Source organism: Pseudothauera rhizosphaerae, from assembly GCF_004801305.1.
Lineage (GTDB): Bacteria > Pseudomonadota > Gammaproteobacteria > Burkholderiales > Rhodocyclaceae > Pseudothauera > Pseudothauera rhizosphaerae.
This window is the reverse complement of record NZ_SSOD01000007.1, coordinates 74,082-86,378: the sequence shown is the minus strand read 5'-3', so window position 1 is coordinate 86,378 and position 12,297 is coordinate 74,082. Positions and strand designations below refer to the sequence as shown.

Genomic DNA, 12,297 nt, shown 5'->3' with positions numbered 1-12,297 from the left:
GATAAGGCTCTCCACGATCCGGGCGGGCACGGGCGTTCAGCCTTCGGCGCTGCCTTCTTCTTCGGCAGCGGCCTCGCCCTTGGTCTTCAGCACGGTGACGACGACCGGGTCGGCATCGCCGTGGAGCACCAGATCGACGCCCTCAGGCAGTTTGATCTGCGAGGCGTGGATGGACTGGTCGGCTTCCAGGCCGCCCAGGTCCACCTCGATGAACGTCGGCAGGTCGCCCGGCAGGCAGTTCACATCCAGTTCGGTGATGACGTGGGAGATCAGGCCGCCGCCGAGCTTGACGGCCGGGCTGTTCTCGCCGTTGGCGAAGTGCAGCGGCACCTTCAGGTGGATCTTGTGGGTGGCGTCCACGCGCTGGAAGTCGATGTGCAGCACTTGCGGCTTGTAGGCGTGCCACTGGGCGTCGCGCAGCACCACGGTCTGCTTCTTGCCGTCCAGGTCGACGGTCAGCACGGAAGAGTGGAAGGCTTCCTTGTTGAGCAGGTGGTACAACTCGTTGTGATCCATGGTGATCGGCAGGGCGGCGACGTCGCCGCCGTAGATGATGCCGGGCAGTTGGCCGGCGCGACGCAGGCGGCGGCTCGCACTCGATCCCTGTTCCTCGCGCTGGGTGGCCTTGAACTCGATGGTCATTGTGATGCTCCTGGATTGAAACGCCCCGCCCGCGACCAGGCGGGGCCGGTTGGGCCCGCCGGCACGGGGCCGGCGGGCGAATTCTCGATTACTCCATGAACAGCGAGGAGACGGACTCCTCGTTGCTGATGCGCAGCACGGTGTCGGCCAGCAGCGAGGCCACCGACACCTGGCGGATGCGTCCGCTGGCCTTGGCGTCGTCCCGCAGCGGGATGGTGTCGGTGACGACCAGTTCGTCCAGTTCGGAATCGCTGATGCGCGACACCGCGGCACCGGACAGCACCGCGTGGGTGCAGTAGGCCAGCACGCGCTGGGCGCCGTTTTCCTTCAGCGCGCTGGCGGCCTTGCACAGGGTGCCGGCGGTGTCGACGATGTCGTCCATGATCACGCAGGTGCGGCCTTCGACTTCGCCGATGATGTTCATCACTTCCGAGACGTTGGCCTTGGGGCGGCGCTTGTCGATGATCGCCAGGTCGCATTCCATGCGCTTGGCGAAGGCGCGCGCGCGCACCACGCCGCCCACGTCCGGCGAGACCACCAGCAGGTTGTCGTACTTCTGCTTGTCCAGGTCGGCCAGCAGCACCGGCGCGGCATAGACGTTGTCCACCGGAATGTCGAAGAAGCCCTGGATCTGGTCGGCGTGGAGATCCATGGTGAGCAGGCGCTGCACGCCCGCGGCCTGCAGCATGTTGGCGACGACCTTGGCCGTGATCGGCACGCGCGCCGAGCGCGGGCGGCGATCTTGGCGGGCGTAGCCGAAGTAGGGGATGGCGGCGGTGATGCGGCCGGCGGAGGCGCGCTTGAGGGCGTCCACCAGCACCAGCATTTCCATCAGGTTCTCGTTGGTGGGCGCGCAGGTCGGCTGCAGGACGAAGACGTCCTTGCCGCGCACGTTCTCCAGCAGTTCGATGTTCACTTCGCCGTCGGAGAAGCGGCCCACCGTGGCGGAACCGAGGGAAATGCCCAGCCTGCGCGCCACGTCGGTGGCAAGCTTGGGGTTGGCGTTGCCGGTGAAGACCATCAGGCTGCCGTGGGGCATAACCGCATCTCCGATGCCGATAGAATGACTGCTGCGAAAACGACTCGGGCAGGCGCAAGGCCTGCCCGGTTTGTCTGGCTGGGGAGGAAGGATTCGAACCCTCGAATGCCGGAATCAAAATCCGGTGCCTTGACCAACTTGGCGACTCCCCAAGAAACCTGTTCGACAGCTCAACCGACCAGATCGAAGAGCGGGTGTCGCGGCAGGCTGCGTGCTTTCCACGCCTTCCATCGCGCCGGGCAGCTTTCGACGATGCGCTGGGCATCGGCTTCTGCTGCGACCTGTGCGAACACACAGGCACCGGAACCGGTCATTCTCGCCGGCGCAAACCGCGCCAGCCAGTCGATTGCTGCGGCCACTTCCGGGTAACGGTTGCATGCCACGGGCTGCAAGTCGTTTCGGGTGGTGCTCGCTGCGAAGTCCGCAATTTTGATGGGTTCGGTATTTCGCGTCAACTCCCCCGCGGAGAAAATTTCCGCGGTCGGCACGACGACGCCGGGAGAGACGATGACGTACCACGCCCCGGGCAGTTCGAGCGCCTGCAGGCGCTCGCCCACGCCTTCGACGAAGGCATCGCGGCCGTAGATGAAGAAGGGCACGTCCGCCCCCAGTTCCAGGCCCAGCGCCTGCAGGGCCTCGCGGTCCAGGCCGGTGCCCCACAGGTGGTTCAGGGCGATGAGCGTGGTGGCCGCATCCGAACTGCCGCCGCCCAGGCCGCCGCCCATGGGCAGTTGCTTGTCCACCTCGATGTCGGCGCCCAGGGTACAGCCGCTGCGGCCTTGCAGCAGGCGGGCGGCGCGTACGACGAGGTCGTCGGCTTCCGCCACGCTGGGCACGCTGCCCAGGCGGCGGATCAGGCCGTCGGCGCGGCGGCGGAAGTTCAGCCGGTCGCCCCAGTCCAGCAGGCGGAAGGCGCTCTGCAGCAGGTGGTAGCCGTCCGCGCGGCGCCCGACGACGTGCAGGAACAGGTTGAGCTTGGCCGGCGCGAGGCAGGCGTTCAAGGTGTCGGGGGGGAGACTCACGGCGCGGGGGTCCAGTGGTCGATGATCAGGCGCAGGCGGGCGTCGCCGCGGGAGAGGTCGATGCGGCGCGGCGGGGCGGCGGGATCGTCCGCGGCGTACTCGGGGTATTCGATGCGCCAGCCGGTGTCGACGACCAGCGCCGGACGGCCGCGGGCGTCGCGCGCGCGGACCTCGCCATGGGGGCCGGGCGCGGCCTGCACCCAGGCGGGCAGCAGCGCGACCGGGGCGTCGACGCCGAGCACCTGGGGGAGCAACTCGTCCGCATTGGCGGCGGCGTAGCGGCGGCCGTCGGCGGTGCGCAGCAGCGCGCCGTGGCGGTCGCGCTCCAGTTGGGCGACGATTTGCCCGAGGGGGCTGAGTACCGTCCAGCGGTCGCCGTCGGCCTGGTGTTGCCATTCGAGCCGGCCGCTGGCTGCGCTGGCGCCGTCGCTCGCCGACAGGCGGCCTTCGAGCGTAAAGCCGGCTGCGAGGGGGCGTTCGGCGGCCGGCGTATGGATGGCGAGAGGTGTGGCGCAACCGGCGGCGAGCAGGCTGGCGGCGAGCAGGGCGGCCGGCGCATGGCGCCTGGTGCAGGGGTGCGGCATGGGTTTCCGGGGGCTTCAGCGGCGCAGGCGGTCGATGGTGTCCTGCAGCCCGCGGTGGCCGGGGTGGGCGGCGAGCGCCTCGTCCCAGATCTTCCGGGCTTCCGTCTGGCGGTCGAGGGACCACAGCACTTCGCCCAGGTGCGCGGCGATCTCGGGGTCGGCGCGGATGGCGTAGGCGCGCTCCAGGTGGTCCAGCGCGTCGGCCGCCGCGCCGCGGCGGAAGCGCACCCAGCCCATGCTGTCGAGGATGAAGGGGTCGTCGGGGGAAAGCTCCAGCGCGCGTCCGATCAGGTTTTCGGCCTCGTCCAGACGCAGGCCGCGGTCGGCCAGCGAGTAGCCGAGGGCGTTGTAGGCATGGGCGTGGTCGGGGTCGAGGGCGATCAGCTTGCGCAGGCGCGACTCCATGACTTCGAGGCGCTCCAGGCGCTCGGCGAGCATGGCCGATTCGTACAGCAGGTCGGTGTCGTCCGGGCTGCGGCGCAGCCCTTCATCGAGCAGGTTGAAGGCGGCTGCGGGCTGCTCCGCGTCGCGCAGCAACTGCGTTTCCGCCAGCAGCAGGCGCTTGCGCGTTTCGGCATCGGCCTCGGCGGCGTGCAGCCAGCCGCGGCCCTCGTCGAGCCTACCGTGGCGGGCGAGCAGCTGCGCCGCCCGTACCCGTGCCTGCACCGCGTGCGGACCACTGCCGACGCTGCGGTAATGGGCCAGCGCGCCGTCCAGGTCGTTGCGGCGCTCGGCGATCTGCGCGAGGTTCAGGCGGATGGTGTCGGCCTCCGGGTGGCCGGCGGCGAGTGCCTCGTTGAACAGGCGTTCGGCCTGGTCGAAGTCCTCCAGTTGGGCCGAAAGCAGTCCCACGGCGTAGAGCAGGTCGCGGTCGCCGGGCGCGTCCTGGAGCAGTTGCTGGAACTCTGCGCGTGCGGCGTCGAACTGCTGCAGCGCGACCATCAGGCGGGCGTGCAGCAGGCGGGCGTTGCGGCTGTCCGGATGGCGGACGAGGTAGTCGTCGATCAGCACGGCCGCGGCGCGGTTGTCGTTGGCCTGTTGCAGCAACTGGGCCTTCATCAGCACCGCGGGCTCCCAGTCGGGATGCACTTCCAGCGCGCCGTCGATGGCCGCCAGCGCCTCCTCCGTGTCCTGCGCGACGGCGGCGGCCTGGGCGCGCGCGTAGTGCGCCTCGGGATGGTCGAGATAGGGTTCGGTGAGCCGTTCGACGATGCGCAGCACCGTCTGCTTGTCGGAAATCCGCGCCAGCGCGCGGTTGAGCGCCATCAGGTTCGGTCCCAGGCGTTCGGGCGATTCGGCGAGGATGCGGGCGAAATGGATCTGCACGTCGTCGAGGCGGTCGCCGCCGCTGGCGAGCATGCCGGCGAGGAGCCGCCGCGCTTCCTCGGAGGACGGATCGGCACGGTTCCAGATGCGCGCCGCCTCGATGGCCGCCTCGAAGTTGCGTGCGAACAGCGCGATCTCGGCCGCGCGCCGCGCGATGCGCGGGTCGTTCGTGCGGCGGGCGACTTCCAGATAGGCCTGCACCGACAGGCCCAGTTCGCCGCGGGCGCCGGCAATCTCCGCGAGCAGGAACTGGTACAGCGTCTCCGCGGTGAGTTCCTGGGCGGGCAGGTTGGCTGGCGTCTCGTCGCTTGCCGGCAGTTCCTCCTGCGCCGTGGCGGCGAGCGGCAGGACGAGCGCCAGGGCGAGGCCGAGGCGCCGGGCGAAGCGGGCGAGGTTGCGGGAAGAGGGGGTCATGGGCGCGGTCCGGCAGGACTTCGAGGGGGGGATTGGGGCATGCGCCTTGCGGGGCGTCACATCGTCCCGGGCGGCAGGTTGCCCGGTTTGATGCTTGAACTAGAATTGCGTTCGCCCGATGTTAACCAGTCGAGAGGGGCGAGTCGAGAGCGCGGACGTCATCGGCCCGATTCCCGGACGACATGCCCCTGCGGCCGCCCCCATCGAATCGCCACCTCCAACCGCCACCTCCACCCATGCCCGAACTGCCCGAAGTCGAAACCACCCGCCGCGGCATCCGCCCCCACGTCGAAGGACGCACCCTGAGCGCGCTGGTGGTGCGCAATGCCAGCCTGCGCCTGCCGGTGCCCGCGGATTTGCCTGAACTCCTCGTCGGACACGCCGTGCAGACCGTGGGGCGGCGTGCCAAGTACCTGCTGCTCGGCTTCGAACACGGCAGCGTGATCGTGCATCTGGGCATGTCCGGCAGCCTGCGGGTGGTGCCGGCCGCGCTGCCACCGGACAAGCACGACCACGTGGATTTCGTGTTCGGCGAAATCGCGCTGCGCCTGCGCGACCCGCGGCGCTTCGGGCTGGTGGTGTGGCAGGCCGGCGACGCGGCGTTTCATCCGCTGCTCGCCTCCCTCGGGCTGGAACCGCTGGACGACGGTTTCGACGGCGCCTGGCTGTTCCGCGCCACGCGCGGCCTGCGCCAGCCCATCAAGCACACGCTGATGGACGCGCACCGCGTGGTCGGCGTGGGCAACATCTACGCCTCGGAAAGCCTGTTCCGCGCCCGTATCCATCCGCTGGAACCGGCCGGCGCGCTCGGCCGCCAGCGCTGCGAGCGGCTCGCCGCCAGCGTGCGCGAGACCCTGGCGGAGGCGATCGCCGCGGGCGGCAGCACGCTGCGCGATTTCGTCGGTGGCGACGGCCGCCCCGGATACTTCCAGCAGCAGTACTTCGCCTATGGGCGCGAGGGCGAACCCTGCCGGGTGTGCGGAACGCCGGTGCGCCGTTTCGTCACCGCGCAGCGCTCCACGTGGTTCTGCCCGCGCTGCCAGGTGCGCCGCGGATGAAGCCTGCGGAATCCAATGGAATGGCATGCGCCGCGGTTCGGCGCTATGCTAGCGAAGTGCCAAAAATCTCACGTTCCGCATTCGCGGACTGTCCGGAGCATGACATGAACCTGGTCGATCAGTTTTCCGCCTACGGGCGCTGGCGGTCCGAAGCGGCCGAAGCCGTGGGCCGGTTGCGCAACTGGCTGTCGCGCAACGAGGTGGGCGACGCGCAGGGTGACATGCGGCTGCAGTACATCCTCGACCGCCTGCGCGACGACAAGCTCACCGTAGCCTTCGTCGCCGAGTTCTCCCGCGGCAAGTCCGAACTGATCAACGCCATCTTCTTCGCCGATTTCGGCGACCGCATCCTGCCGTCGAGCGCGGGGCGCACCACCATGTGCCCCACCGAGCTCAAGTGGAGCGAGGGCGACCGCCCGGAGATCCGCCTGCTGCCGATCGCCACCCGCGCCGCGCACGCGGGTGTGAGCGAGCTCAAGCGCTTCCCGGAAGAGTGGGAAGTCACGCCGCTGCCGGCCGATTCGGCGGCCGGCCTGCAGCAGGCACTGTCGCGGGTGGGCGAGACCACCCGTGTGTCGCAGGACGATGCACGCAACTACGGCTTCCACATCGACCCGAGCGGCGAGAAAGGACTGAAACCGGGCGCGGATGGCCAGGTGGAGATTCCGAGCTGGCGCCATGCGGTGATCCAGTTTCCCCATCCGCTGCTCGAACAGGGGCTGGTGATCCTCGACACGCCGGGGCTCAACGCCATCGGTGCGGAGCCGGAACTGACCCTGTCGCTGCTGCCCAATGCCCATGCGGTGCTGTTCATCCTTGCCGCCGATACCGGCGTCACGCAGAGCGACATGGCCGTGTGGCGCGAGTACGTGCACGCCGGCCAGGGGCGGCAGAAGGGCCGGCTGGTGGTGCTCAACAAGATCGACGGCCTGTGGGACGGCCTGCGCGACGAGGCCCGGATCGATGCCGAAATCACCCGCCAGGTGGCGTCGGTGGCCGACACGCTGGAAGTCGGCCGCAACGCGGTGTTCCCGGTGTCGGCGCAGAAAGGGCTGGTCGGCCGCATCAACCGCGACGCCGCCCTGCTCGAACGCAGCCGCCTGCCGGCGCTGGAACGGGCGCTCACCGAGGATCTGCTGCCCACCAAGCAGGAGATCGTGCGCGACAACACCCTGGGCGAGACCGAGGACCTCGCCGGCCAGGCATCGGCGCTGCTGGAGGCGCGCCTGTCCGGCCTGCGCGAGCAGTTGCAGGAACTGACCGACCTGCGCGGCAAGAACCAGAGCGTCATCGAGTACATGATGCGCAAGATCCGCACCGAGAAGGACGAGTTCGAGCAGGGGCTGCAGAAGTACTACGCGGTGCGCTCGGTGTTCACCAACCTGACCAACAACCTGCTCGGCCACCTGGGGCTGGACACCCTGCGCAACGAAACCCGGCGCACCCGCGAGGAGATGCTCGAATCGACCTTCTCCAAGGGGCTGAAGGACGCCATGGAAGGCTTCTTCGCCCGCCTGCGCGCCAACTTCAAGGCCTCCAACGACGAGATCACCGAAATCACCACCATGCTGGAGGCGATGTACAAGCGCTTCTCGGTGGAGCACGGCCTCAAGCTGACGCCGCCCGAGGCCTTCTCCACCCGCCGCTACGTGCGCGAGCTGGACCGGCTGCAGAAAGCCTTCGACCGCCAGATCAACAATGCGCTGGTGCTGGTCACCACCGAAAAGCACACGCTCACGCAGAAGTTCTTCGAAACCGTGGCGCTGCAGGCGCGGCGCACCTTCGAACTGGCCAACCGGGACGTGGAGCAGTGGCTGCGCGCGGTGATGTCGCCGCTGGAAACCCAGGTGCGCGAATACCAGTTGCAGCTCAAGCGCCGCCTGGAGAGCGTCAAGCGCATCCACCAGGCCACCGACACGCTGGAAGACCGGGTGGAGGAGCTCAAGCAGGCCGAGGTGCAGTTGCTGCGCCAGATGGACGAGCTGGATGGCCTGGCCGAGGCGATCCGCAGCGCACTGGGCGTCGCGCGCCCCGGGAGCGGCGGGGTGTCCGCAGCGGCCGACGAGAAAGTGGCCTGAGCGCCGGCGGGCGTCCGGCCGTAGACGAACGGGGGCGGGTCCGAGGACCCGCCCCCGTGTCGTTCATCGCCGCTGGTTCACTTGCTGGCGGTCAGGCGGATGAACTTTTCCATCAACTGCTCGCGGGTTTCCTGGTGGCCGGGGTCGTGCGGGATACAGTCCACCGGGCAGACCTGCTGGCACTGCGGTTCATCGAAGTGGCCGACGCATTCGGTGCACTTTCCGGGGTCGATCTGGTAAATCTCGTCCCCCTGCGAGATCGCGCCGTTGGGGCACTCGGGTTCGCACACGTCGCAGTTGATGCACTCGTCGGTGATCATCAGGGCCATCTGTCACTTCCTCACTATTGCTCAGGTTTCAATTTCAGGCGCAGCCGGTCATTGACGACCGGCTGCACGAACTTGCTCACGTCGCCCCCCAACCGGGCGATTTCGCGCACCATCGTGGCGGAGATGAACATGTATTCGTCGGCCGGAGTCAGGAACACCGTCTCGACGTCCGGATAGAGCTTGCGGTTCATCCCCGCCATCTGGAACTCGTACTCGAAGTCCGAGACCGCCCGCAGCCCGCGCAGGATCAGGCGTGCATCCTGCGAACGCAGAAAATCCATCAGCAGACCGTCGAAGCCGGTCACCGTCACGTTGGGGAAGGGCGCCAGCACCTCGCGCGCGATCTCCACCCTTTCCTCCATGGTGAAGATCGGCGCCTTGCCGGCGCTGCGCGCCACGCCCACGATCACCTTGTCGAACAGCATCGCGGCACGGCGCACGATGTCCTCGTGTCCGCGGGTCAGCGGGTCGAAGGTGCCCGGGTAAACCACCTTGCCGTGTCTCACGCTGCATTCCCCCGCATCAGATGAAAGTGCACCTGTCCGGCGCGCCCCTGTTTGACCGTGGACCAGCCGCCGAGTCCCCGCAGCGGCGCTTCGGCTTCGACGTACAGCCAGCCATCCGGCTCGAGAATCCTGCCGAGCAGCGGCGCGATCCGTTCCAGCCAGCCGCGGTGGTAGGGCGGGTCGAGAAACACGACGTCGAACCTGTCCGTGGCCGAAGCGGCGAATTTTACCGCATCGCCCCGAATCAACTCCACCTGCGCCGCCTGTAGGGTCTTTGCCGCCTGCTGCAGGGCGGCGAAGGCGCGCGGATCGTGCTCCACCAGGGTGACGTGCGCCGCGCCGCGGGAGGCCGCCTCGAAGCCGAGGATGCCGCTGCCCGCGAAGAGGTCCAGGCAGCGGAGGCCGTCGAGCTCCTGCCCCAGCCAGTTGAACAGCGTTTCCCGCACGCGGTCGGGGGTGGGGCGCAGGCCGGTGACGTGGGCCACCTCGAGCTGGCGCGAGCGCCATTGCCCGCCGACGATGCGGACCCGGCTCACCGGGCCGGTCCGGTCGCCGGCGCAGCGGCCGCGTTGCCGTTGCCCTTGTTGTCGCCGTCGCCGCCCACCACCACCGTGACCAGGTGCTCCGGGCGCACCCGGCGGGCGAAGGCGTCGCGCACCGCGGCGGCGGTGACTTCCTCCACGTGGCGCGGGTAGGCGTCCAGCCAGTCCAGCGGCAGACCATAGAAGCCGATCATGGACACATAGCCCAGGATCTTGCTGTTGGAATCCAGGCGCAGGCCGAAGCCGTTGACGATGTTGTCGCGGGCGGCCTGCAGTTCGGCTTCGGTCGGACCCTCGGCGATGAAGGCCGCCAGCGTTTTCTCCACCAGGCCCAGGGCAGCGTCGATCTGCGATCCGCGGGTCTGCAGGCCGATCTGGAACGGGCCGGCCACCCATTGCGGCGAGAAATAGCTATAGACGCTGTAGGCGTAGCCGCGCTTCTCGCGCACCTCGCGGGTCAGCCGCGAGACGAAGCCCCCGCCGCCCAGCACGTAGTTGCCCACCAGCAGCGGGTAGTAGTCCGGGTCCTCCCGCGCCATGCCCGGCAGGCCGAGCAGCAGGTGGGCCTGGGCGGAGGGGTGGGGCACGCGCACCGTGTGGCGCGCCGGCTGCTGCGGCGCGGCGAGCGGGGCGGGCGCTTCACCCGGGGGCAGGTCGGCGGTCAGGCGCCGGGCGATCTCGGCGGCTTCGGCCCGGGAGACGTCGCCGACGATGGCCACGCTGGCACGTCGCGCGCCGTAGTGCTCCCGGTGGAAGCGCACCAGGTCGTCCCGCGTGATCGCGGTCAAGGATTCCTCCGTGGTGACCCGGCCGTAGGGGTGGTCGCCGTAGATCGCTCCCGAGAAACTGCGCGCGGCGAGATTGCCCGGCTGGGTCAGCGCCTCCCGCAGCCCGGCGATGCTGCGCGCCCGTTCGCGCTCCAGCACGTCCTGGGGAAAGCCCGGGCGGGCCAGCAGTTCGGCGCCGAGCGCCACCGCGGCGTCGCGTTCGGCGGGGGCGGACAGGGTGCGCACCGACAGGCTGGCACGGTCGTCGTCCGCGCCGCCGCCGATGCGGGCGCCGATGTCGGCCGTGCGGTCGGCGATGGCCTGTTCGTCCAGGGTGGCGGTGCCGGCGTCGAGCAGGCCGCGGGTGAGGCTCGCCAGGCCGGCCTTGCCGGCCGGCTCGAAGGCACTGCCGGCGGCGAAATCCACCTGAATGTCCACCATGGGCAGGGCGCGGCTCTCGACGAAATACACGCGCGCGCCGGTGTCGGCGATCCAGTGCTGGATCTGCGGCCCGGCCTGGGCCGCGGCGGCGGCGCACAGGCACAGCGTGGTGGCGAGGGCGTGAAGGAAGCGGATGCGGGTCATGGGCATGGCGGCGCTCAGTGTCTCATTCCGGGCAGGGCGGGGCGGGGGCGTTGTTCCGTGAGCGGCAGCGGCTCCAGGTGTGCGGTGGTCAGCGAGACGTCGCTGAACACCTTGCGTGCCACCGCCTGCACCTCCTCGGCGGTCACGCTGCGCAGACCTTCCAGCAACCGGGCCTCATCACGCCAGGACAGCCCCGCGCTCTCCAGGAAACCGATCTCCATGGCCTGGCCCATCAACGAGTCGCGCTTGTATACCTCGGCGGCCACGGCCTGCGCCTTGACCCGGCGCAACTCGTCGGCATTCACGCCATCCTTCGCGATGCGGGCGATCTCGGCGTGCAGCGCCGCCTCCAGGTCCGCCTTGTCGCGGCCGGGGGCGGGCGCGCCGTCCAGGTAGAACAGGGCCGGGCCGCGCCCGGCGCCGTCGTAGCCGGCGCTGGCCGACACCGCCAGGCGTTCCTCCCGCACCAGGCGGCGCGGCAGGCGGGCGCCGTCGTAGCCGGACAGGATGGCGGCGAGCATGTCCAGGGCGTAGGCCTCCCGGTCGGCCACGGGGTCGCGCAGGGCCGGCGCGTGCCAGGCCAGCGCCACGTAGGGCAGTTCGGCCGGCGCCTTGACCGTGGTCTGGCGCGGGCCGCGGGGTTCGGGCTCGCCGGCGATGCGGCGTGCGGGCAGTTCGCGCGCGGAAATCGGGCCGTAATGGCGGCGCGCCAGTTCGAATACTTCCCGGTGGTCCACATCGCCCACCACCACCAGCCGGGCGTTGTTGGGCGCGTACCAGTTGCGGTACCAGGCGCGGGCGTCGTCGGCGCGCATGGTCTCCAGGTCGGTCATCCAGCCGATGACCGGGCGGCGGTAGGGATGGGCCTGCAGCGCGGTGGCCATCAACTGCTCGTACACCAGCGCGCGGGGCTTGTCGTCGGTGCGCAGGCGGCGCTCTTCCTTGACCACCTCGATCTCCCGGGCGAACTCCTCGTCGGTGATGACGAGATTCACCATGCGGTCGGCCTCCAGCGCCATCATCGCGCCCAGGTGCTGGGGCGGGACCTGCTGGAAGTAGGCCGTGTAGTCGCGGCTGGTGAAGGCGTTGTCGCGCCCGCCCAGGGCGGCCACGCGCTTGTTGAACTCGCCCGGCCCGACTTCCTTCGTGCCCTTGAACATCATGTGTTCCAGCACGTGGGCCACGCCCGAGACGCCTTCGGGCTCGTCCATGGAGCCGATGCCGTACCACAGCATGTGCACCACCGAGGGCGCGCGGCGGTCTTCCTTGACGATGACCTCTAAGCCATTGTCCAGCGTGGTTTCGAAGGGATTGGCGACAGCCGGCGCGGAGATCAGGCCCAGCGCGGTGAGCAGTGCGGCGGTCAGTCCGGAAAGGGGTTTGCGAAGCATGGGGATGTCCTGCA

The 12,297-nt window shown here is 69.5% G+C and carries 12 protein-coding genes and 1 tRNA gene; 2 read left to right on the top strand and 11 right to left on the bottom strand.

The annotated features are described in order from the left end of the window. Nucleotides 1-36: 36 nt before the first annotated feature. The 6 genes from E6O51_RS10430 to E6O51_RS10405 form a co-directional block, all read right to left on the bottom strand. A complete protein-coding gene (locus E6O51_RS10430; protein WP_136384935.1) occupies nucleotides 37-642 on the bottom strand; it encodes a 50S ribosomal protein L25/general stress protein Ctc in 606 nt (201 codons plus the stop codon). Between the two features lie 88 nt (nucleotides 643-730). Beyond that, on the bottom strand, nucleotides 731-1,681 hold the full coding sequence (locus E6O51_RS10425) for a ribose-phosphate pyrophosphokinase (protein ID WP_136384934.1): 951 nt from the start codon (nucleotides 1,679-1,681) through the stop codon (nucleotides 731-733). Between the two features lie 75 nt (nucleotides 1,682-1,756). Further along, nucleotides 1,757-1,833, bottom strand: a tRNA-Gln gene (locus E6O51_RS10420). Between the two features lie 18 nt (nucleotides 1,834-1,851). Further along, the gene (gene ispE / locus E6O51_RS10415) at nucleotides 1,852-2,703 is read right to left on the bottom strand and encodes a 4-(cytidine 5'-diphospho)-2-C-methyl-D-erythritol kinase (protein WP_136384933.1); all 852 of its coding nucleotides are present in this window, start codon (nucleotides 2,701-2,703) and stop codon (nucleotides 1,852-1,854) included. Then, complete coding sequence (lolB, locus tag E6O51_RS10410) at nucleotides 2,700-3,287, bottom strand: lipoprotein insertase outer membrane protein LolB (RefSeq protein ID WP_136384932.1); 588 nt, start codon at nucleotides 3,285-3,287, stop codon at nucleotides 2,700-2,702. The genes ispE and lolB overlap by 4 nt, the downstream gene beginning before the upstream one ends. A 15-nt stretch (nucleotides 3,288-3,302) precedes the next feature. Beyond that, a complete protein-coding gene (locus E6O51_RS10405; protein ID WP_136384931.1) occupies nucleotides 3,303-5,027 on the bottom strand; it encodes a tetratricopeptide repeat protein in 1,725 nt (574 codons plus the stop codon). A gap of 236 nt (nucleotides 5,028-5,263) precedes the next feature. Here E6O51_RS10405 and mutM point away from each other — a divergent pair, with 236 nt between their 5' ends. Together mutM and E6O51_RS10395 are read left to right on the top strand one after the other, a co-directional pair. Next, entirely contained in the window at nucleotides 5,264-6,085 is an 822-nt protein-coding gene (gene mutM / locus E6O51_RS10400; protein ID WP_136384930.1) for a bifunctional DNA-formamidopyrimidine glycosylase/DNA-(apurinic or apyrimidinic site) lyase, read from the top strand. Nucleotides 6,086-6,189: 104 nt separating this feature from the next. After that, nucleotides 6,190-8,163: a dynamin family protein gene (locus E6O51_RS10395; protein WP_136384929.1), complete on the top strand. Its 1,974-nt coding sequence runs from the start codon at nucleotides 6,190-6,192 to the stop codon at nucleotides 8,161-8,163. 77 nt (nucleotides 8,164-8,240) lie between these two features. On the opposite strand, the gene E6O51_RS10390 is transcribed toward E6O51_RS10395, so the two are convergent. The 5 genes from E6O51_RS10390 to E6O51_RS10370 are packed head-to-tail and all read right to left on the bottom strand — an operon-like array spanning nucleotide 8,241 to nucleotide 12,283. Beyond that, on the bottom strand, nucleotides 8,241-8,492 hold the full coding sequence (locus E6O51_RS10390) for a YfhL family 4Fe-4S dicluster ferredoxin (protein ID WP_136384928.1): 252 nt from the start codon (nucleotides 8,490-8,492) through the stop codon (nucleotides 8,241-8,243). Between the two features lie 14 nt (nucleotides 8,493-8,506). Continuing rightward, nucleotides 8,507-8,998 carry a pantetheine-phosphate adenylyltransferase gene (coaD, locus tag E6O51_RS10385; protein ID WP_136384927.1) on the bottom strand — a complete coding sequence of 164 codons (492 nt, stop codon included), beginning with the start codon at nucleotides 8,996-8,998 and terminating at the stop codon, nucleotides 8,507-8,509. Then, entirely contained in the window at nucleotides 8,995-9,534 is a 540-nt protein-coding gene (gene rsmD / locus E6O51_RS10380) for a 16S rRNA (guanine(966)-N(2))-methyltransferase RsmD (RefSeq protein WP_136384926.1), read from the bottom strand. Before rsmD ends, coaD begins: the two co-directional genes overlap by 4 nt. Next, a complete protein-coding gene (locus tag E6O51_RS10375; RefSeq protein ID WP_230976764.1) occupies nucleotides 9,531-10,892 on the bottom strand; it encodes a M16 family metallopeptidase in 1,362 nt (453 codons plus the stop codon). The genes rsmD and E6O51_RS10375 overlap by 4 nt, the downstream gene beginning before the upstream one ends. A gap of 14 nt (nucleotides 10,893-10,906) precedes the next feature. Continuing rightward, nucleotides 10,907-12,283, bottom strand: a complete 1,377-nt coding sequence (locus E6O51_RS10370) for a M16 family metallopeptidase (protein ID WP_230976759.1) — start codon at nucleotides 12,281-12,283, stop codon at nucleotides 10,907-10,909. Nucleotides 12,284-12,297: the final 14 nt, after the last annotated feature.

Bases quoted from the DNA above. Each gene is read 5' to 3' on its own strand.
- E6O51_RS10430 (WP_136384935.1), bottom strand. From the start codon at position 642: ATGACCATCGAGTTCAAGGCCACCCAGCGCGAGGAACAGGGATCGAGT.
- E6O51_RS10425 (WP_136384934.1), bottom strand. From the start codon at position 1,681: ATGCCCCACGGCAGCCTGATGGTCTTCACCGGCAACGCCAACCCCAAG.
- lolB (WP_136384932.1), bottom strand. From the start codon at position 3,287: ATGCCGCACCCCTGCACCAGGCGCCATGCGCCGGCCGCCCTGCTCGCC.
- E6O51_RS10405 (WP_136384931.1), bottom strand. From the start codon at position 5,027: ATGACCCCCTCTTCCCGCAACCTCGCCCGCTTCGCCCGGCGCCTCGGC.
- mutM (WP_136384930.1), top strand. From the start codon at position 5,264: ATGCCCGAACTGCCCGAAGTCGAAACCACCCGCCGCGGCATCCGCCCC.
- E6O51_RS10395 (WP_136384929.1), top strand. From the start codon at position 6,190: ATGAACCTGGTCGATCAGTTTTCCGCCTACGGGCGCTGGCGGTCCGAA.
- E6O51_RS10390 (WP_136384928.1), bottom strand. From the start codon at position 8,492: ATGGCCCTGATGATCACCGACGAGTGCATCAACTGCGACGTGTGCGAA.
- E6O51_RS10375 (WP_230976764.1), bottom strand. From the start codon at position 10,892: ATGACCCGCATCCGCTTCCTTCACGCCCTCGCCACCACGCTGTGCCTG.
- E6O51_RS10370 (WP_230976759.1), bottom strand. From the start codon at position 12,283: ATGCTTCGCAAACCCCTTTCCGGACTGACCGCCGCACTGCTCACCGCG.